Genomic DNA, 21,106 nt, shown 5'->3' on the forward strand with positions numbered 1-21,106 from the left:
GCATTGCTGATTGCAAAGATGCTATCCTGTGAGCATGAGAATATTGCCTGAACAGCTGCTGTCGAGGCAAAATAATGTTCCGTGCGACATGCTGGCTGGGTGGGCTGCTATGCTGGAATACAAGCGGCTTCCCTCCGGTTGGATGTCTCTTTTTCGTTTCACATGAAATTTACAATGCCGTACGAACGCATCGCACGTGGCCGGTCAGGCTCGGCCCGATCGTGAAGTCGCCAACCCGTCCGGGGCAGCGCCCAGCGCACGCGCGTCCCCGTTTCGTGAAACGGTTCGTGGAGGAAGCATGAGCCGCCAGCGCTCGATCCGCAAGAAGCTGGTAGCGATGGTGATGACGACGACGTTCGTCGCACTGCTGGTCTCGATCGCCCTGGTGGTGGCCTACGATCTGCGCAGTTATCACCGTACGCTCGTGAACGACCTGATGACCGACGCCGAACTGGTCGGCCACATGACGTCCGCCGCACTCACGTTCGACGACCCTCGCCTTGCCAATGAAGACCTGCTGCTGCTGCGGGCCAGTCCCCTGGTGCGCGGCGCAGCCATCTACGATGCGCGGGGCCAGCTGTTCGCGTCCTATTCCGCCGCCGGTGAAACCCGGCCGGTGCCCCAGCGCCTCGAAGGGATCGACGAGACCGGCAACGGCATCCTGGTCGTGAGCCAGCCGATCGTCGAGAACGGCGAAACGGTCGGCACGGCTGTCATGCGCGCCGAAAACCGGATGATGGCGCGTTTTCTCGATTACCTGGCCATTGCCGCCGGCGTGACCGCGATCGCGATGGCGATCGCCTACCTGCTGATGCGCCGCGTCGGCGGCGTGCTGACGTCGCCGATCATGGCGATCACCGAAGTGGCGCGCGACGTGGTGGCCACGCGCGACTATTCGCGTCGCGCCCCGCGTATTGGCGACGACGAGGCGGCCGAGCTGGCCGACTCGTTCAACGCGATGCTCACCGAAATCGAAGGCCGCACGCGCGAGCTCGAGGATTCGCACAGCGCCACGCTGCGCTCGGCCACCGAACGCTCGCGCGCCCAGCAAGAGGTCATGCGCCTGAACGAGCAGCTCGAGCAGCGCGTCGATGAGCGCACCCTGCAGCTGGCCCTGGCCAACGCCGAACTGGCCAACGCCAACGAAGAAGCGCGCAGCGCCAACCAGGCCAAGTCGGCCTTCTTGTCGTCGATGAGCCACGAGCTGCGCACGCCGCTCAACGCCATCCTGGGTTTCGCCCAGATCCTGACCTCCAACACACTGCCGTCCACGCTCGAGCAGAAGAAGGAATTCGCGAACCACATCCTCAAGTCGGGCCGCCACCTGCTCACGCTCATCAACGAGATCCTCGACCTGGCCAAGGTGGAATCGGGCACCATCACGCTGTCGATGGAACCGGTGGCGCTGGCCGACATATTGCTCGAGTGCCGCACGATGATCGAGCCGATCGCCGCCACGCGCAAGGTGCGGGTGCTGTTCCCGGATGTGGACGGCGCGGTGGTGATGGCCGACCGCACGCGCCTCAAGCAAGTGATGCTCAATCTGCTGTCGAACGCGGTCAAGTACAACCGCGAAGAGGGCGCCGTGGTGCTCACCTGCGATCAGCCGACACCGACGCGCATGCGCCTGTCGGTGCAGGACACCGGCAACGGCCTCAATCCCGAGCAGGTCGCGAGCCTGTTCCAGCCATTCAACCGGCTGGGCCAGGAATCGGGCACCCAGGAAGGCACCGGCATCGGCCTGGTGGTGACCAAGCGCCTGGTGGAGCTGATGGGCGGCGAGATCGGCGTGACCAGCAGCCCGGGCGTGGGCAGCGTGTTCTGGATCGAGCTGGACAGCACCGCGCCGCGTACATCCGGCCTGGCCGACCGCGCCGCGCCCGATGCCGACGTGCCTGAGCAGCCTGAGTCGGAATCCGAGCCGCGCCTGCTGCTGTACGTCGAAGACAACCCGGCCAACCTGCGCCTGGTGGAAGAGATCGTGGCGTTCCGGCGCGACCTGCGCCTGCTGTCGGCGCACGACGGCCACCTGGGCCTGCAACTGGCGCGCGCGCACCGTCCCGACATCATCCTGATGGACCTGAACCTGCCCGGCATGAGCGGCTTCGAGGTGCTGCGCCAGCTCGGCGCCGACCCGGAGACGGCGGAGATCCCGGTGATTGCGCTGACCGCCAATGCCATGCCGCGCGATATCGAGCGTGGCGTGGCGGCGGGCTTCCACCGCTACCTGACCAAGCCGATCGACATCGAAAAATTCACTGAAGCGATCAATAGCACCCTGGCGGAGGGGCCGCCACTGGCCGCGCCAGGCGAAAGGAACCACCCATGATTTCCCTGTCCGACATTCGGCGAGCCCGCATCCTGGTCGTCGATGACGAACCGGTCAACGTGCAGCTGCTCGAGTACCTTCTCAAGACCACCGGCTACGAAAACGTCTTCTCGACGTTTGACCCGCGCCAGGTGGTGGCGCTGCACCTGAAGCACCGCTTCGACCTGATCATCCTCGACCTGCACATGCCCGGCATGGATGGCTTCGACGTGATGGAGGCCCTGAAGCCGCTGGAGAGCGATTCGTGGCTGCCGGTGCTGGTGGTGACGGCCGAACCGGACAAGAAACTGGCGGCGCTCGAAGCCGGTGCGCGCGACTTCATCGGCAAGCCGTTCGACACGGTCGAGGTGATGACGCGCATCCGCAACCTGCTCGAGGTGCGCCTGCTGCACCGCGAATCCCTCGACTACGGCAGCGAACTCGAACGCCAGGTGCGCGAGCGCACGGCCGAACTGGCGCGCTTTCGCGGCGCGATGGACGCCACGCCCGATGCGTTGTTCCTGATCGACACGGCCAATATGGCGATGGTCGACGTGTCCGAAGGCGCCTGCCGCATGCTGGGCTTTTCACGCGACGCACTGCTGCGCATCGATCCGGTGGCGCTGGGCCTGGCCTCACGCTCGCAGCTCGAACGCCATATGGGCGCAGCGGTGCAGGGCGAACGGCCCGAACCCGACATCGTCGAGACCGACCTGCTGCGCGCCGGCGGCGAAGGCTCGGTGCCGGTCGAGATCAGCTGGAAGCTGCAAGACCCGGAGGGGCATCGCAACGCCCAGCGCATGTTGATCGCCGTGGCGCGCGACATCAGCGAGCGCCTGCACGCGCAGGAGCGGCTGCGTCACGCGGCCAGCTACGATGCGCTCACCGGCCTGCCGAACCGCACGCTGTTCTTTGAAAACCTGCGCGGCACGATCGAGCTGGCGCAGGACAAGAACTGGCGTGTGGCGGTGCTGTGCATCACGCTCGACCGCTTCAAGGTGATCAACGATTCGCTGGGCACGGCGCTGGGCGACGAGCTGCTGCGCCAGTTCAGCACGCGCCTGGTGCGCTGCGTGAAGGTGCGCGATTCGGTCGGGCGCCTGGGCGGCGACGAGTTCGCGCTGATCCTGACCATGCCGCGCGAGCAGCAGGATGCGGTGAACATGGCCAACGAAGTGCGCGAGACGCTGCGCCTGCCGTTCGATCTGCACGGCCAGCAGGCCGCGCTCACGGCCAGCATCGGCATCGCGATGTACCCGGACGACACGATCGATCCGGGCGCGCTGGTCAAGTACGCCGACACGGCCATGGTGCGGGCGAAGGAAGCAGGCCGCGACGGCTACCGCTTCTTCACCGCCGGCATGAACGTGCAGGTGCTGGCGCGCCTGGACCTCGAACTGGCGCTGCGCGGGGCGCTGGAAGACAATCAATTTGTGCTGCACTACCAGCCCAAGATGGAACTGAACACCGGCCGCATTGCCGGCAGCGAAGCGCTGCTGCGCTGGAACCGGCCCGGCTACGGCCTGGTGTATCCGGCCGAATTCGTGCCGGTGATGGAAGAGACGGGGCTGGTCGTGCGCGTGGGCGACTGGATCATCGACGAAGCCTGCCGCCAGATCGCGGCCTGGAACGCGGCCGGCGTGCGCGACGTGCGGGTGGCGGTGAACGTCTCGAGCCGCCAGTTCGTCGAAGGCGATCTGGAAGAAGTGGTTCGCAGTGCGCTGGAACGCCACGGCACCGAAGCGGGCCTGCTTGAACTGGAGCTGACCGAGAGCGCCCTGATGCAGAACGCCGAGCGCACGACCGAGGTGCTCACGCGCCTGAAAGCACTCGGCATTCGCATCGCGATCGACGATTTCGGTACCGGTTATTCGAGCCTGGCTTACCTCAAGCGCTTCCCGATCGACAAGCTCAAGATCGACATCGCGTTCGTGCGCGACATCATCACCAATCCGGACGATGCCGCGATCGCGCTGGCCATCATCAGCATGGCGCACAGCCTGCACATGCAGGTGATCGCCGAAGGCGTCGAGACGCGCGCCCAGATGGCCTACTTGCGGCGCAACCGCTGCGACGAAATCCAGGGCTTCTATTTTTCGCGCGGCCTGCCGGCCGACCAGCTGGCCACGCTGGTGCTATCCAATCGCGCCAACCCGGACGAGCCGCCGGAAGTGGTCGACAATGTGCAGACCCTCCTCATCGTCGACGACGACGTGAACGTGCTGGCTGCGCTGCACCGGTTGTTCCGGCGCGACGGCTACCGCGTGCTGACGGCGTCATCGTCCAGCGAAGGCTTCGAGCTGCTGGCGCTGTACCACGTGCACGTGATCCTGTGCGACCAGCGCATGCCCGTGATGAGCGGGACCGAGTTCCTTAGCAAGGTCAAGGAGATGTACCCGGAAACGATCCGCATCATCCTGTCGGGCGACACGGGCGTGGAGGCGGTGCTCGATTCGATCAACCGCGGCGCGATCTACCGCTTCTATACCAAACCGTGGAACGACGTCGAATTGCGCGACAATATCCGGCTGGCGTTTCGCCATTACTGGATGACGCACGGGCCGTATGACGACCGCAAGGAGCCGCGCGAAGGTGATCAAGAGGTCGTGGCGAATCACAAACTGGCTTGATGCCCGCGCCTCGTCGTTCCAGCCAGCGCGCACGGCTGTCCGGGATCATACCGTTGACCTGGAAACCGTCGTTCCAGAGAAGGCTGGAACCTAAGTTTCTCAGCGCTGTGGATAAAACAGCTTCACCGGAATGCATGCAAACTTGGGTTCCTGCCTGCGCTGGAACGACGGTTTTGAAGCAGGGGGTGAACGCCGTCTACCCAGCGCTGAAATGATCCCAGCTTGATACCGCCAGCTCGAGCGGCGCACCGTGCGCATCGACCAGGCGCAGTCCCGGCGCGGCGTCGATCGTACCCACGCGCGTGACCGGCGTGGCGGCCTGCGCGGCCGCTGCCAGCACCGCCGCGCGCGCATCGCGCGGCGCCGTAAAGCACAATTCGTAATCGTCGCCGCCGGCCGCCGTGAAACGCCGCCGCAAGGCCGGCGCTTGCCGCGCCAGCACCGGCCCGGCCGGTAGCGCATCGACGTCGAGCGTCGCGCCCACCCGCGACGCATGCAGGATGTGGCCAAGGTCGCCCACCAACCCATCCGAGATATCGAGCGCCGCACGGGCGATCGGCAGGTTCGCCAGCGCCAGCCCGAGCGCCACGCGCGGCGTGGGCAGGTGCATGCGCGTGGCCGCCTGCGCATGCGATGCCGCGTCGAGTTCGAGTTCTTTCCAGTAGCCCGCCAGCGCCAGCCGGGCGTCGCCCAGCGTGCCCGAGATCCAGATGTCGTCGCCCACCTGCGCCGCATCGCGCCGCAGCGCGTGGCCAGGGGCCAGCTCGCCGAATACGGTGATGCAGATGTTCAGCGGCCCCTTGGTGGTGTCGCCCCCGATCAGTTCGCACTCATGCCCGTCGGCCAGCGCAAACAGGCCCTGCGAGAAGCCATCGAGCCAGGCCGGGTCGGCCGCTGGCAGCGCCAGGGCCAGGGTGAAAGCGACAGGGCGCGCGCCCATCGCCGCCAGGTCGGACAGGTTCACGGCCAGCGCCTTGTGGCCCAGCATGCGCGGATCGGCGCCGGCAAAAAAGTGGCGATTCTCGACCAGCATGTCCGACGAGATGGCGAGCTGGCGGCCCGGCGTGACGGCGAGCAGGGCGCAATCGTCGCCGATGCCGAGGGGCGCGCGGGCTGGACGGTCGCGCTTGAAATAGCGCTTGATGAGGTCGAATTCGGAGAGCATGATCGCGATTGTACCGTGGTGCAAACTGACCGCCGCGCCGGGCGATTTTGCTGCAACCGCACATAATCAGGTTGAAAATACGTAGCCGTTGACAACATGCTCTCTGATAGAATCGAAAACCCCGTTTCGCACCAGGAAGGCCTCCCAGCATGGATTCGTCATCTGACAAAAAAGAAGAATTGCGTCAGCAATTGCGTCAAGCAGCGCTCGAATATCACCAGTTCCCACGTCCCGGCAAGATCAGCGTTGCGCCCACCAAGGGCCTGCTGAACCAGCGCGACCTGGCGCTGGCATACTCGCCTGGCGTGGCGGCGCCATGCGAAGAGATCGTCAAGGATCCGGCCAATGCCTACAAGTACACGGCGCGCGGCAACCTGGTGGCCGTGATTACCAACGGCACCGCCGTGCTGGGCCTGGGCAATATCGGTCCGCTGGCCTCCAAGCCGGTGATGGAAGGCAAGGGCGTACTGTTCAAGAAATTCGCGGCCATCGACGTATTCGACATCGAGATCAACGAAACCGATCCCGACAAGCTGGTCGACATCATCGCCTCGCTCGAGCCGACCTTTGGCGGCGTGAACCTGGAAGACATCAAGGCGCCCGAGTGTTTCTACATCGAGCGCAAACTGCGTGAGCGCATGAAGATTCCGGTCTTCCACGATGACCAGCACGGCACCGCGATCATCGTCGGCGCCGCGATCCTGAATGGCCTGAAAGTGGTCGGCAAGGACCTGACGTCGTGCAAACTGGTGGTGTCCGGCGCTGGCGCTGCCGCGCTGGCCTGCCTCGACCTGATCGTCGACCTGGGCTTCCCGATCGAAAACATTTTCGTCACCGACCTGGCCGGTGTGGTCTACAAAGGCCGCGTCGAGCTGATGGACCCGGACAAGGAACGCTTCGCCCAGGACACGCCGCACCGTAGCCTGGCCGAAGTCATCCCTGGCGCCGACATCTTCCTGGGTCTCTCGGCCGGCGGCGTGCTCAAGAAAGAAATGGTCGCGTCGATGGGCTCGAGCCCGCTGATCCTGGCGCTGGCCAACCCGAACCCTGAAATTCTGCCTGAGGACGTGAAAGCCGTGCGCGGCGACGCCATCATTGCCACCGGCCGTTCGGATTATCCGAACCAGGTGAACAATGTGCTGTGCTTCCCGTACATGTTCCGCGGCGCGCTCGATTGCGGCGCGACGACGATCACGCGCGAAATGGAAATTGCCGTCGTCCACGCGATCGCCGACCTGGCCCACGCCGAGCAGTCGGACATCGTGGCCTCGGCCTACGGCATCTCGAACCTGTCGTTCGGTCCGGAATACCTGATCCCGATGCCGTTCGACCCGCGCCTGCTGACCCATATCGCGCCGGCCGTGGCCAAGGCGGCGATGGACGGCGGCGTCGCGGCCCGGCCGATCGAGGATCTGGCGGCCTACGCCGAAAGCCTGCAGCAGTTCGTGTACCGCAGCGGCACCTTCATGAAGCCGCTGTTCACTATCGCCAAGAGCGCGCCGGATGAACTCAAGCGCATCGTCTACGCCGAAGGCGAAGAAGAACGCGTGCTGCGCGCCGTGCAGGTGGTGGTCGACGAAAAACTGGCGCGTCCGATCCTGGTCGGCCGCCCGGCCGTGCTGGAGCAGCGCATCGAGAAGTTCGGCCTGCGCCTGAAACTCGGCGTGCACTTCGACGTGATCAATCCCGATTTCGACGAGCGTTACCGCGACTACTGGCAGAGCTATCACCAGATGGTCATGCGCAAGGGCGTCACGCAAGACCTGGCCAAGCTGGCCATGCGCCGTCGCCACACGCTGATCGGCGCGATGATGATCCACAAGGGCGAAGCCGACGGCATGATCTGCGGCACCTACGGCACCACCCAGATGCACCTGGAATTCATCGACCAGGTGCTGGGCAAGCGCCCGGGCGCCAAGGTGTATGCGGCCATGAACTTCGTCATCACGCCGGAGCGTCAGCTGGCGATGGTCGACACCCACGTCAACGAGAATCCAAACGCCGAGCAGTTGGCCGAGATTACCGTGATGGCGGCCGAAGAGATGGAACGCTTCGGCATCGTGCCGCGCGCAGCGCTGCTGTCGCACTCGAACTTCGGCAGCGCCAATTCGGAATCGGCGCAAAAGATGCGCGCCGCGCTGACGATCGTGCAGCAGAAGAAGCCCGACCTGGAAATCGACGGCGAAATGCATGGCGACACGGCGCTCGACGCCAAGCTGCGCGCCAAGATCATGCCGGAGTCGACCCTCAAGGGCGACGCCAACCTGCTCGTCATGCCGAACATCGACGCCGCGAATATTGCCTACAACCTGGTCAAGACGGCGGCCGGCAACGGCATCGCCATCGGTCCGGTGTTGCTGGGCTGCGCGCGTCCGGTGCATATCCTGACCCCGTCGGCCACCGTGCGCCGGATCGTCAACATGACCGCGCTGGCCGTGGTCGAAGCGGTGTCGCTGCGCTGATCGAGCGTTGAGCGACGGTCGTTGAAAGCGTGGGCGGCGATGCTGTCCACGCGCCGCCGTTTGCTCACTTTGTCTCTGGCTGTCACCCTTTGTCACGCCACAAAGACACACGTAACAAACCGTAAGCACGCAGTTTGCCGCGTCACTTTCGCGTCATAATTGTTCAGGTAAGTGTTGTCTGAATTGCACGGAACTCCGGAGCGCGAGTCAGTCTGGCGACCTCCTCTGTTACAATCTCCGTTTGGCCGGGCGCGCTTTTTCTTCACGCCGCGCCTGCAAGACCAACTTCAAATTATCCATAATATGCATAACAAACGAGCCCTCATCACCGGCATCACAGGCCAGGACGGCGCCTATCTGGCGCAGCTGCTTCTCGAAAAAGGCTACCACGTCACCGGCACCTATCGCCGGTCGAGTTCAGTCAACTTCTGGCGCATGGATGAGCTCGGCGTTACCGCGCACCCGAACCTGTCGCTGGTCGAATACGACCTGACCGACCTGGCCTCGAGCATCCGCCTGATCGAAACGGCGCAGCCGGGCGAGGTGTATAACCTGGCCGCGCAAAGTTTCGTGGGCGTGTCGTTCGACCAGCCTTTGACCACCGCATCGATCACCGGCCTGGGCGCCGTCCACCTGCTCGAAGCCATCCGCATGGTCAATCCGAAGATCCGCTTCTACCAGGCGTCGACCTCGGAAATGTTCGGCAAGGTGCAGGCGATCCCGCAAGTCGAAGACACCCCGTTCTACCCGCGCAGCCCGTACGGCGTGGCCAAGCTGTACGCTCACTGGATGACGATCAATTACCGCGAGTCGTATGACATCTTCGGTTCGTCGGGCATCCTGTTCAACCACGAGTCGCCACTGCGCGGCCGCGAGTTCGTCACGCGCAAGATCACCGACACCGTCGCCAAGATCAAGCTGGGCAAACACGACGTGCTCGAGCTGGGCAATATGGATGCCAAGCGCGACTGGGGCTTTGCCAAGGAATATGTCGAAGGCATGTGGCGCATGCTGCAGGCCGACAAGCCTGATACCTATGTGCTGGCGACCAACCGTACCGAGACCGTGCGCGACTTCGTCACCATGGCCTTCAAGGCGGTCGACGTGACGCTCGACTGGAGCGGCAGCGGCGACAACGAAGTGGCCCACTGCACCGCCAGCGGCAAGCAACTGGTGCGCGTCTCGCCAAAGTTCTACCGTCCGGCCGAAGTCGAGCTGCTCATTGGCGACCCTGCCAAGGCCAAGCGCGAGCTGGGCTGGGAACCGAAGACCACGCTCGAAGAACTGTGCCAGATGATGGTCGATGCCGACCTGCGTCGCAACGAACTGGGCTTCTCGTTCTGATATGACGCGCCTGGCCACGGACGACATCGCCGCACCCGACAGCATTGCCGCGCTCAGCCCGCTGCGTGAAGGCGAGGGGCGGCGCGCCCTGATCACGGGCCTGCGCGGCTTTACCGGCCACTACCTGGCCCAAGAACTCACGGCCGCCGGTTACCGCGTGTTCGGCACCGTGTTGCCGGGCGAAGAAGTCGGCCCGGACATGGTCGCGGTCGATCTGTGCGACCGCGATGCGGTGGCGGCCATGGTCGCCGAGGTGCGGCCCGATGTCGTCGCGCACCTGGCCGGTATTGCGTTTGTCGGCCACGCCAACGTCGACGCGATCTACCGCGTCAACGTGGTGGGCACGCGCAACCTGCTCGAGGCGCTGGCCTCTGGCGAGCATCGTCCGACCAGCGTGCTGCTGGCCTCGTCGGCGAATATCTATGGCAATGCCAGCGTGCCCGTCATCGATGAAGACGTCTTGCCTTCGCCGGCCAACGATTACGCGGTGAGCAAGCTGGCCATGGAATACATGGCGCGCCTGTGGATGGACAAGTTGCCGATCACCATCGTGCGGCCGTTCAACTATACCGGCGTGGGCCAGGCAGACAATTTCTTGCTGCCGAAAATCGTTTCGCATTTCCGCCGCAACGAGACGCGCATCGAGTTGGGCAATCTCGCCATCGCGCGCGATTTCTCCGATGTGCGCATGGTCGCGCGCGCCTACCGCCGCATCCTGGCGGCAGCGCCGGCCGGCGAAGCGTTCAATGTCTGCTCGGGCACGCCGCATTCGCTGTCGAACCTGATCGAGATGATGGGCGAGATCGCCGGCTACCGCATCGACGTGCAGGTCAATCCTGCCTTCGTGCGCGCCAACGACGTACTGCAACTGACTGGCAGCAATCGCAAGCTGACTGCCGTGGTGGGCGACCTGGCCCCGACGCCGCTGTACGAGACCTTGCGCTGGATGTACCTGGCGTGAACGCCGCAGCGATCAATGTCGGACTCGGGACGACCATGATCGAACCGGGCCTGACGGGCGGACGCCTCGATGGCATCGGGGTCTACACCAATGCGCTGCTGCGGCATCTGCCGGCCACCGGCTGCGCCGTCACGCCGTGGTCGTGGCCGCGTGCGCGCAGCGGGGCCGCCGGCATCAGTGTCGGCCAGGCTTTTCCCTATTCGTTTGAAACTGCCACGCTGCTCGATCTGGTCACGCCGACCGCGCACCGCGTCCACATGCCGCTCGACGTGTTCCACGTGACCGACTACCGCGTGGTGCGCATGGATTGCCCGGTGGTGGCCAGCCTGCACGACGCGCTGCCGATCAAGCACCCCGAGTGGTGCAATCCGCGTCTGCGCGCGCTGAAAAACCGGCTGCAGGCGAAGGCCGCGCGCAAGGCCGACCATGTGATCGCGCTGTCGCACTTTGCCATCCCCGAACTGGTCGAATGCTTCGGCATCGACGAGCGGCGGGTGACGGTGGTGCCATGCGGCGTCGAAGAAACCTGGCTGACGGTGCCCGCGCTCGAGGCCACGCGCGCCACGCTGGCCGCCTGCAAGCTGCAGCCGGGCTATTTTTTGTTCGTGGGCACGCTACAGCCGCGCAAGAATGTCGAGCGCTTGCTCGACGCCTGGCTACTGCTGCCGGCGACCATGCGCGCCGAGCGCGCGCTGGTGATCGTCGGTGCGCCCGGCAGCCGCAGCGAAGGGTTGGTTGCGCGGATGAATGCGGCGCGCGCGGCGGGCGAGAACCTGGTCTGGCTCGATCGCCTGACCGACCAGGAACAATTGCGCCACCTGTATGCCGGCGCCGGCGTGTTCGTCTTTCCATCGCTGTACGAAGGCTATGGCATTCCGGTGCTCGAAGCGTTTGCCTCGAACGTGCCGGTGGTGGCGTCAAATACGACCTCGCTGCCCGAAGTGGCGGGCGATGCCGCCTTGCTGGTGGACCCGTTGTCGGCAGGGGAACTGGCCGAGGCCATGCGCACGCTGGCACAAGACAGTGTTGCGCGCACGCGCTGTGTCGCCGCCGGGCGTGCGCGTGCCGAACAACTGACATGGCAAAACACCGCACGCCTGACGGCAAATGTGTACCGAGCCGTACTTTCGCAGTAAGCTGAGTTGATTATGCGCGTCCTTCATTTTTACAAGACCTACCACCCGGATTCGGTCGGCGGCGTTGAACAGGTGATCCGCCAGATGGCCGTCGGCACCGGGCGCCTTGGCGTGACCAATACCGTGCTGTCGCTGTCGCGTCACCAGAACCTCGCGCCGTTCGAGTTCGAAGGCCATATGGTGCACCGCGTCCCGCTCAACGCCGAGATCGCGTCCAACGCCATCTCGGTCCAGTCGATCGGCGCGCTGGCGCGCCTGGCGCGCGAGGCCGACGTGGTGCACTACCACTTCCCGTGGCCGTTCATGGACCTGGCGCACTTCATGGCGCGCGTGAACAGGCCGACCGTGGTCACGTACCACTCCGACATCGTGCGCCAGCGTCACTTGCTGCGCCTGTACCAGCCGCTCAAGCACCGCTTCCTGCGCAGCGTCGACGCCATCGTCGCGACCTCGCCCAATTACCTGGGCTCGTCGACCGTGCTGGCGCGCTATCCGGGCAAGACCAGCGTCATCCCGTTTGGACTCGATCGCACCACTTACCCACAGCCCGACCCCGATCGCCTGGCGCACTGGCGCGAGCGGGTCGGTCCCAAGTTCTTCCTGTTCGTGGGCGTGCTGCGCTACTACAAGGGCCTGCACATCCTGCTCGAGGCGGCCGCCGGCACCGACTATCCGATCGTCATCGTCGGCGCCGGGCCGATCGAGCAAGAGCTCAAACAACAAGCCGCGCGGCTGGGCCTGAAGAACGTGATGTTCGTCGGCGCGATCGACGAGCCCGACAAAGCCGCGCTGCTCACGCTGTGCTACGCCGTGTCGTTCCCATCGCACCTGCGCTCGGAAGCCTTCGGCATTTCGCTGCTCGAAGGCGCGATGTACGGCAAGCCGATGATCTCGAGCGAGATCGGCACCGGCACCACGTACATCAACGTCGATGGCGACACGGGCCTGGTAGTGCCGCCATCGGACGCGCTGGCATTGCGCGCCGCGATGCGCACGCTGTGGGACAACCCCGAACTGGCGCGCACGATGGGCCTGCGCGCCGAAGCGCGCTTCGAAGAGTTGTTCACATCCGAGCAGATGGCCGCCAACTACACGGCGCTGTACCACGACCTGGTAGCCCGCCGCGCAACAGGCTCGAGCGCCGCCGTATTGGAGCAAACGGGCGCGAGTTTGTCTCAGACGAAAGTCTGAGACGACGCATCGCACCGCGATCGGCAGCGCCGATCGCGTCTTTCGAATTAATCCCCAGCGTTTCAAGTCGCGTTCAATCTCCTCGCGATCTCATCGATCCAGTCAACGCAATTCCTTGCTCAAAAGCTCTTGAAACATAATTAGGGTCAGAGTCGAATTCTTTGACAACTTTGAGGAATTGCCCATTAAATCTACTCCGACCCTCATTATTTTTTGCCCGTTTGGCGGGAAAATTGAGTCGCTCAAGAAATTCGATAACTAGCGGAATCAGAATCGCCGCGCGACGTGAAAAGACCGTCAAAAACAATTAGGGTCGGAGTCGAATTCTTTGACAACTTTGGGGAATTGCCCATTAAATCTACACTGACCCTATTTATTTTTGGCGTTTGGAGGGCGTATTGATTGAGGATTAAGCAGTCTCGGCCCAGCGCAGGCGGACTTCGCGGATGGCGGGCATCTGGTCGGCGAACAGGTCTACCAGGTGCGGGTCGAAGTGGCGGCCTTTTTGTTCGTGCAGGAAGTTGACTGCTTCGTCTTCGGTCCACGCCTTCTTGTACGGCCGCACCGAGGTCAGCGCGTCGAACACGTCGGCGATTGCCACGATGCGGCCCACCAGCGGGATCGTGTCGCCAGCCAGTCCGTTCGGGTAGCCGCTGCCATCGTATTTTTCATGGTGCGTCAGCGCAATGCTGCGCGCCAGGGCCAGCATGCCGCTGTCGTGCTCGCCGATGATTTCGGCGCCGATCGTCACGTGGCTTTGCATGATCTTCCATTCGTCGGCGTCGAGCGGTCCCGGTTTTTGCAGGATGCGATCGGGGATGCCGATCTTGCCCACGTCATGCATCGGCGCCGCGTGCAGCAGGTCGTCCGCTTCCACTTCGTTCAGGCCGGCGGCGATGCCGAGGATGCGCGAAAAGTGGCTCATGCGGATCACGTGCAGGCCGGTCTCGTTGTCCTTGTACTCGGCCGCCAGGCCCAGGCGCTGGACGATCTCCAGGCGGCTCGCGCGCAGCGCTTCCATGCGCACCAGCGACAGGTGCGTGCGTACGCGCGCGCGCACCACCGGTGGGCTGACCGGTTTGGTGATGTAGTCGACCGCGCCGGCCTCGAACCCTTCCACCTCGTCGGCCGTCTCGGTCAGGGCGGTGACAAAAATCACCGGCACCGAGGCCGTGGCCGGATGAGCCTTGAGGGCCGCGCACACTTCGTAGCCCGACATCCCCGGCATCATCACGTCCAGCAGGATCAGGTCGGGCTGCTCCTGGCGCGCCAGTTCGAGCGCGCGGGCGCCGTCCTTGGCGAACAGCAGGCGATAGTGGTCTTGCAGGATCTGGCGCAGCAGTTGCAGGTTGCTCGCTTCATCGTCGACGGCCAGGATCAGCGGTCGGGTAGTCGGTTGGCTCATGCGGAAGGATCGTTGGTGGCGCCGTCACGCGCGCCGTCAAGTGACTCGCCCCCAAGAATGGCCATGACGGCCTCCAGGTGACCGAGGGCGAGATCGAAGTCGAAATCGGCGATGGCCGACTGCACCTGGGCCACGCGGGCGGCCACCGGGTGCGCGGCCAGCGCCACGGCCAGGCTGGTCATGGCGCCGTCGTTCAGGGCGCCGCGGCGCAGCGCTTCGAGCAGCACGCCGCCGGCGCGTCGCGCGCGCGCCAGGTCGACCTTGGCGCCTGGCGCGGCCGGCGCCGGCGTCGTGGCGACGTTGCCGATGGCGGCCAGTGCCTTCTCGAGGGCCTGCGCCGCCACGCCGAGGGCCTCGGCGGCGTGCCGCTCGTCGGTCGGCACCGCGTTGGTGGCTTGTTCCAGCGTGGCCAGGGCGTCGGACAGGAGTTCGAGGCCGACATTGGCGGCAGCGCCGCGCACCTTGTGCGCCAGCATGCGCAGCTGCACGTGTTCGCCGCCGGCGGCGTGCAGGCGCATCGTGTTGTCGAGCTGCGCGTACTGGCGGCTGAAGTGTTCGAGGGCTTCGGTGTAGGCGTCTTCGCGGTTGCTCCAGCGGTGCATGCCGGCGCGCCTGTTGAGCACTTCGCGCGGAGCCGTCGAGGCGGCGGCAGCACTCACCGGCACGCCGCCTTCCAGGCCGAGCACGCGCGCGATCTCGTGCGACAGGGCGAACCAGTCGACCGGCTTGCTGGCAAAGCCGTCCATGCCGGCGTCCACGCTGGCCTGGCGGTGCTCGGCCAGCACGCTGGCGGTCATCGCGATCACCGGCAGACGCGCTTTGCCATGAAGCGCTTCATGCTCGCGAATGGCGCGCGTCGCGTCCAGGCCATCCATCACCGGCATCTGGAAGTCCATCAGCGCCACGTCGTACTCGCCACTGTTGGCCAGTTCGACGATGGCGCCGCCGTCGCGCGCCGCCGTCATCGTGTGGCCGCGGCGCGTCATCAGCAGCTGCATCAGTTCGAGGTTCTGCGGCACGTCGTCGGCCACCAGCACGCGCAGCGGCGGCAGCACGGCGGCGCTGCGCACGCGCGGCGCCTGGTTGCCAAAGCGCGCCAGCACCAGCGGCACGCGCACGTGGAAGGTCGTGCCTTTGCCAGGTTCGCTCTCGGCCCAGATGCGCCCGCCCATCAACTCGACCAGCTGCTTGCTGATCGTGGTGCCCAGACCCGTGCCGCCGAAGCGGCGCGTCATCGATGCGTCCGCCTGGGTGAACGGATCGAAGATCGCTGCCAGGCGGTCCGGCGCGATGCCGATGCCGGTGTCGGTCACGGCGATGCACAGCTGGTCGACTTCGGCGCCCACGGTCAGCGTCACGCCGCCGGTGGCGGTGAACTTGATCGCGTTGTCGAGCAGGTTGGTGAGCACCTGGCGCATGCGCAGCTCGTCGCCGCGCAGGCCGGTCGGCAGCGCCGGGTCGTACTGGATATCCAGGTGCAGGCCCTTGGCGCGCGCATTGGCCGCCAGTGTCGACGACAGTTCATCGATCAGCGACAGCAGGTTGTAGTCGTTCTGTTCCAGCTCCACCGCGCCTTTTTCGAGCTTGGCCGTGTCGAGGATTTCGTTCAACAGCCGCAGCAGCGCGCGCCCGGCGCTGCGCACGGTGTCCAGGTGACGGCGCTGCTCGACATTGAGCTCGCCGTCGAGCAGCACGTCGGTGAAGCCGAGGATCGAGTTCATCGGGGTGCGGATCTCGTGGCTCATGTTGGCCACGAAGGTCGCGCGCGCCGCTGCGGCCTGCTCGGCCTTCTCCTTGGCGCAGCGCAGCGCTTCTTCCATCTCGCGCCGCTCGGTGATGTCGAGGATGACGCCGTCGAGGTATTCGACCTCGCCCGCTTCGTTGCGCACGCCGGTGCCGTTTTCCCACAACCAGCGCACGCTGCCATCGGCGTGCAGCAGGCGGTATTCGACCAGGTAGGGCCGGTTCTCGCGCATCGCAGCGCTGGTTTCCTTGCCCACCCGCAGGCGGTCTTCGGCATGGATCATGGCGCCGAACACGCGGCGCGGCGGCGCGCCCAAAAAGTCGCGCGTCGGGTAGCCGGTGACGCGTTCGACCGCATCGCTGATGAAGATCATCGGCCAGTCCTGGTTGATCGCGCTGCGGTACGAGATGCCGGGGATATTGCCGATCAGTGAGCGGAACTGCTGCTCGCTGGCCTGCAGCGCGCTTTCCATCGCGCGCCGCTCGCTGATGTCAGTGACGAAGCAGACGAACAGGTCCTGCTGGCCCAGGCGCGCATGGCCGATCGCGCCGCGCACCGGCACCGTGTGGCCATCCTTGTGCAGACCGGATGTCTCGGTGCTGGTATTGATGCCGTCGAGATTGCCGCGAGCGAGTACCGCCAGCAGGCCGTAGGGCGAGGCCCGATCGCGCTCGGTGAGCAGCACGCCGATGCTGCGCCCCACGATCTCGTCGCGGCGCCAGCCGAAGATGCGCTCGGCCGACGTGTTGAATTCGGTGATGACGCCGTCGCGCCCGACCGTGATCACGCCGTCGACCGTGGTGGTGAGCAGGGCGCGCATCCAGGCTTCGCTGCGCGACAGGTCCACGAACATCTGGCGATATCGCAGCAGGCCGTTCACGCCCAGCACGGCCACCGACAGCGCCACCGTGGTCACCGTGATCGCCAGCGCCAGGAACCCGCTGTTCGAACTGGCCGTGCCGCTCGGATCGACGTTGCCCGAAAAGCGCGCGGCGGCCATGCCGGTGTAGTGCATGCCGGCGATCGCGCAGCCCATCACGCAGGCCGATAGCAACAGGCGGCGCGACTCGGGTACCGACTCGAAGCGCGAGAGGCCGTGGCGCACGCTCAGGGCCAGCGTCGACAGGATCACCGCGACCAGGATCGACACCGCGAAGGTGGCCGGATCGTAGTGCAGCGACAGGCTCATGCGCATGCCGTCCATGCCGGCGTAGTGCATGGCGCCGATGCCGGAACCCACCAGCACGCCGCCCACCAGCAAATCGAACAGGCGCATCTCGGGGCGCGAGATCAGGCTCAGCGCCACCCACGACGCGCCGATGCTGGGCAAGGCCGACAGCAGCGTCGTCAGGTGGTCGTAATGCACCGGCGTGCACAGGTCGAAGGCCAGCATGCCGATGAAGTGCATCGACCAGACGCCGGCGCCCAGCGCCAGGCTGCCCGTGCCGAGCGCAACGGCGCGGTGGGCCGGATGCGCGCTGGCGCGACCCGTGATCTGCAACCCCATCCACGACGAAAAGATCGCCACCAGCAGCGACAGCGCCACCAGGCTCGGGTCGTACATCCCATAGGTCAGCAGGGAGGGATCTTCAGGGACAGTGAATGAAGGCAGCATATCGAAGTCGAGTTGTTGTGGAGTAAAAAAAACTTCCACATGGCATTACGCCCAAGTATCGCATTTTCTGAATTTACTGTGTTGTTGCACGAGAGAATGGTGGACGAATTGTTGCACTTTGTAGCGTCCAAGCGACCATTTCAGGGTGTTCATTGCGTAAAAATCATGCTCGCTGGTATGCTGGGTGCGCGACACGGTCCTTTCCGTCGCCCGTGCGCGCCGCGCTGGTGGCGGTCATATCAAGAGAATCGCATGCATTCCTGGCAACTCTGCTTCGCCCTTGTCATCCTGTCGGGCAGCCTGTCGGCAACGACGTTGGCGGCGTCGCCCCCCGTGCCGATCACCGCGCCACACCTGTCGCTCACGACAGAAACCGCAGCGCCGTCGAGCATGCTCGAGAACGGCCGCGTGGTTGGCATCGCCACCGACAAGCTCCGCATCGTCCTCGAGCGCGCCGGCGTCACTTATGACATCACGCTGCTGCCTTGGAAGCGCGCCTACACCGCGGCCCTGCAACAGCCCAATGCCTGCGTGTATTCCACCACCCGCACACCCGAACGCGAAACCTTGTTCAAATGGATCGGGCCGACCGACGTCGGGCAGTGGGTGCTGATGGGACGCGCCGATCGCAACTGGCGCATCGCCAGCCTGGACGACGCCCGCGGCCTGCGCATCGGCACCTACCACGGCGACGCGCGCGACGGCTATCTGAAGAGCCGCGGCTTCGTCACCGATGCAGCGCCGAGCGAGGCGCTCAATCCACCCAAGCTGCTGCAGGGCCGCATCGACCTGTGGGCCGCCAGCTGGCGCGCCGGCAGCGACGTGCTGGTCAAGAATGGCTGGGACAAGGAGATCGTGCCGGTGTTCGTGTTCAACCGGATCGCCGTCTACCTGGCCTGCAATCCGGCCGTGCCCGATGCGCTGGTCAAGCGCCTGAATGCCGAGTTCGAAACGATCGAGCGCGATGGCACGGCGCGCGCCATCGAGCGGCGCTATGAGCGACGCGCTAGTTCACGGTGACAGCCCCTTTCGTTTTGATTTATAGTGCATCCTGATTGACGCCAATCAAGCGACCTTGTCTTTCGCGACGTAGTTGGCGCAACTTTTTGCAAGTACACGATTTCATTAGGCAGCAATGGACACACTCGAGCAATTCGTCGAAAAATTCAAGAACGCCGTCGACTTCCAGGACGACGTTCAACTGACGGGCGACACCAATCTGAAAGCGCTGGCCGAGTGGGACTCGCTGGCAGCGCTGGGCGTGATCATCATGTTCGACATGGAATACGACAAGGCCATCACCGGCAAGGATCTGGTTGCGTGCCAGACCGTGGCCGACGTCTACAAACTGGTCGGCTGAACCATGGCCCAGGCGACCATCCGCAATGTGCGCTACGCGGGCATGGCGTCCTGCGTGCCACGGCGTGTCCTGTCCAACCTGCTCGATTGCCCGCCGCAGATCAAGAGCGCGCGCGAACGCGTGGTACGCAATATCGGCATCGAGACGCGCCGCATCTGCCCCGAGTGGCAAACGTTCTCCGACCTGGCGTTCGACGCCAGCGAGCGCTTGCTGGCCGAGCTCCAGTGGAACAAGGACGAGATCGATGCGCTGATCGTCGTCACCCAGTCGCCCGACTACCTGATCCCGGCCACCGCGATCATCCTGCAGGAGCGCCTGGGCCTGAAGCCCGGCACGATCGCCTTCGACATCAACCTGGGCTGCTCGGCCTATGCATTCGGCCTGCACGTGCTGGGTGCGATGATGGCCTCGGGCGGCATCAGGAAAGCCCTGCTGCTGGTAGGCGACAAGGCGGCGACCGTGCTCGAGCCGCTGTTTTCCGACGCCGGCACCGCCACCGCGCTTGAATATGATCCGGATGCGCCGCCGATGTATTTCGACCTCAATAGCGACGGCAGCGGCTACCGCGCCATCATGCTGCCGGCGGGCGGACACCGCGAGCCGATCGGCCTGCAGCACCTGGTCCCGTACAAGGACGAGGATGGGATCCTGCGCAGTCCGAGCGCGCTGGTGCTCGACGGTCCGGCGGTGCTGAGCTTCTCGACCCAGCGCGTGCCGCCGGCCGTGCGCGAATTGCTGGCCTACGCCGAGTGCCCGATCGAGGATGTCGACTACTTCATCTTCCACCAGGCCAACCGGATGATCAACGACACCATCCGCAAGAAGCTGGGCCTCCCTGCCGAAAAGGTGCCGTCGACGCTGCACGACTTCGGTAACACCAGCGGCGCCTCGATTCCGGTGACGATGACGGCGCGCATCCGCGACGCGCTGCAGAGCGGCAAGCACAAGGTCTTGATGTCCGGCTTTGGCATCGGCCTGTCGTGGGGCAGCTGCATCGTTGACATCGACCGCGCGGTGTTTCCGGCGCTGGTCGAGTCGTGAGCACTTCGCCGTTCAGCCTCGCGGGCCAGACGATTCTGGTCACCGGCGCGTCGTCGGGCATCGGCGAGGCAACGGCCCGCCTGTGCGCCAACATGGGCGCGCGTATTGTTGCCTGTGGACGCGATAGCGAACGCCTGGAACGCGTACTCGCCAGCCTGGCCGGCGCCGGTCACCGGATGCTGGCTGGCGACCTGACCGACCCGGCTGCACGCCAGGCACTGGTCGAGGCCGCGCCCAGCCTGGATGGCTGCGTCTTCAGCGCCGGCGCCGTGCAGCTTGCGCCGATGCGCATGGTCACCCAGCGCCACCTCGACCAGATGTTCGCCGTGAATTACAACGCCCCGGTGCTGCTCACGCAAGCCTTGCTGGCCAAGCGCAAGATCGCGGCCAACGCGTCGCTGGTGTACCTGACGGCGGTGGCCGAAGATATCTCGCCGTACGCGACCGGCATGTATTCGGGCGCCAAGGCGGCGCTGACGGCTGCCGTGCGCACCATCGCGGTCGAACACGCGAAGCAGGGCGTGCGCGCCAATTGCGTCTCGCCGGGCTACGTCGCCACGCCGATGCTGGAGGGCCTGCAAAACGTGATGACGACCGGTGACAAGGAGGCGCTCGCGCCATTGGGCACGATCGAACCCGACGATGTGGCAGGCGCCGTCGCATGGCTTCTGGCCCCTGCCAGCCGCTGGGTTTCGCGGACCACGCTGGTCATCGATTCGGGCCTGACCCTGCACGTGCGATGAT

At 65.1% G+C, this 21,106-nt stretch carries 14 protein-coding genes; 11 read left to right on the forward strand and 3 right to left on the reverse strand.

The window, feature by feature from the left end:
• The first annotated feature begins 298 nt into the window (after nt 1-298).
• Entirely contained in the window at nt 299-2,329 is a 2,031-nt protein-coding gene (locus AB2N08_RS05675) for an ATP-binding protein (RefSeq protein ID WP_367609661.1), read from the forward strand.
• Nucleotides 2,326-4,938, forward strand: a complete 2,613-nt coding sequence (locus AB2N08_RS05680; protein WP_367609662.1) for an EAL domain-containing protein — start codon at nt 2,326-2,328, stop codon at nt 4,936-4,938. The genes AB2N08_RS05675 and AB2N08_RS05680 overlap by 4 nt, the downstream gene beginning before the upstream one ends.
• Nucleotides 4,939-5,134: 196 nt before the next feature.
• Here the strand turns inward: AB2N08_RS05680 and thiL are convergent, their stop codons facing one another.
• A complete protein-coding gene (gene thiL, locus AB2N08_RS05685) occupies nt 5,135-6,103 on the reverse strand; it encodes a thiamine-phosphate kinase (RefSeq protein WP_367609855.1) in 969 nt (322 codons plus the stop codon).
• 149 nt (nt 6,104-6,252) lie between these two features.
• Here thiL and AB2N08_RS05690 point away from each other — a divergent pair, with 149 nt between their 5' ends.
• The 5 genes from AB2N08_RS05690 to AB2N08_RS05710 all read left to right on the forward strand — a co-directional run bounded on the left by AB2N08_RS05690 (nt 6,253) and on the right by AB2N08_RS05710 (nt 13,197).
• Nucleotides 6,253-8,565 (forward strand): NADP-dependent malic enzyme, encoded by a 2,313-nt coding sequence (locus AB2N08_RS05690; RefSeq protein ID WP_367609663.1) that lies wholly within the window; start codon nt 6,253-6,255, stop codon nt 8,563-8,565.
• 303 nt (nt 8,566-8,868) lie between these two features.
• Nucleotides 8,869-9,909 (forward strand): GDP-mannose 4,6-dehydratase, encoded by a 1,041-nt coding sequence (gmd, locus tag AB2N08_RS05695; RefSeq protein ID WP_367609664.1) that lies wholly within the window; start codon nt 8,869-8,871, stop codon nt 9,907-9,909.
• Nucleotide 9,910: 1 nt separating this feature from the next.
• On the forward strand, nt 9,911-10,870 hold the full coding sequence (locus tag AB2N08_RS05700) for an NAD-dependent epimerase/dehydratase family protein (RefSeq protein ID WP_367609665.1): 960 nt from the start codon (nt 9,911-9,913) through the stop codon (nt 10,868-10,870).
• Nucleotides 10,867-12,006: a glycosyltransferase family 4 protein gene (locus AB2N08_RS05705; RefSeq protein ID WP_367609666.1), complete on the forward strand. Its 1,140-nt coding sequence runs from the start codon at nt 10,867-10,869 to the stop codon at nt 12,004-12,006. Before AB2N08_RS05700 ends, AB2N08_RS05705 begins: the two co-directional genes overlap by 4 nt.
• A gap of 12 nt (nt 12,007-12,018) precedes the next feature.
• Nucleotides 12,019-13,197 (forward strand): glycosyltransferase family 4 protein, encoded by a 1,179-nt coding sequence (locus AB2N08_RS05710; RefSeq protein ID WP_367609667.1) that lies wholly within the window; start codon nt 12,019-12,021, stop codon nt 13,195-13,197.
• Between the two features lie 409 nt (nt 13,198-13,606).
• Here the strand turns inward: AB2N08_RS05710 and AB2N08_RS05715 are convergent, their stop codons facing one another.
• Nucleotides 13,607-14,602: a response regulator gene (locus AB2N08_RS05715; protein WP_367609668.1), complete on the reverse strand. Its 996-nt coding sequence runs from the start codon at nt 14,600-14,602 to the stop codon at nt 13,607-13,609.
• A complete protein-coding gene (locus tag AB2N08_RS05720; RefSeq protein WP_367609669.1) occupies nt 14,599-17,961 on the reverse strand; it encodes an MHYT domain-containing protein in 3,363 nt (1,120 codons plus the stop codon). Before AB2N08_RS05720 ends, AB2N08_RS05715 begins: the two co-directional genes overlap by 4 nt.
• 252 nt (nt 17,962-18,213) lie before the next feature.
• Between AB2N08_RS05720 and AB2N08_RS05725 the strand changes: the two genes are divergently transcribed.
• The 4 genes from AB2N08_RS05725 to AB2N08_RS05740 all read left to right on the forward strand — a co-directional run bounded on the left by AB2N08_RS05725 (nt 18,214) and on the right by AB2N08_RS05740 (nt 21,105).
• Nucleotides 18,214-18,981, forward strand: a complete 768-nt coding sequence (locus tag AB2N08_RS05725; protein WP_367609670.1) for a substrate-binding periplasmic protein — start codon at nt 18,214-18,216, stop codon at nt 18,979-18,981.
• 115 nt (nt 18,982-19,096) lie between these two features.
• Nucleotides 19,097-19,321 carry an acyl carrier protein gene (locus AB2N08_RS05730; protein WP_367609671.1) on the forward strand — a complete coding sequence of 75 codons (225 nt, stop codon included), beginning with the start codon at nt 19,097-19,099 and terminating at the stop codon, nt 19,319-19,321.
• Nucleotides 19,322-19,324: 3 nt separating this feature from the next.
• The gene (locus tag AB2N08_RS05735; RefSeq protein ID WP_367609672.1) at nt 19,325-20,362 is read left to right on the forward strand and encodes a ketoacyl-ACP synthase III; all 1,038 of its coding nucleotides are present in this window, start codon (nt 19,325-19,327) and stop codon (nt 20,360-20,362) included.
• Nucleotides 20,359-21,105: an SDR family NAD(P)-dependent oxidoreductase gene (locus AB2N08_RS05740; protein ID WP_367609673.1), complete on the forward strand. Its 747-nt coding sequence runs from the start codon at nt 20,359-20,361 to the stop codon at nt 21,103-21,105. Before AB2N08_RS05735 ends, AB2N08_RS05740 begins: the two co-directional genes overlap by 4 nt.
• Nucleotide 21,106: the final 1 nt, after the last annotated feature.

Origin of the sequence: Massilia aurea (assembly GCF_040790145.1) — a bacterium.
GTDB classification, from domain to species: domain Bacteria; phylum Pseudomonadota; class Gammaproteobacteria; order Burkholderiales; family Burkholderiaceae_D; genus Telluria; species Telluria aurea_C.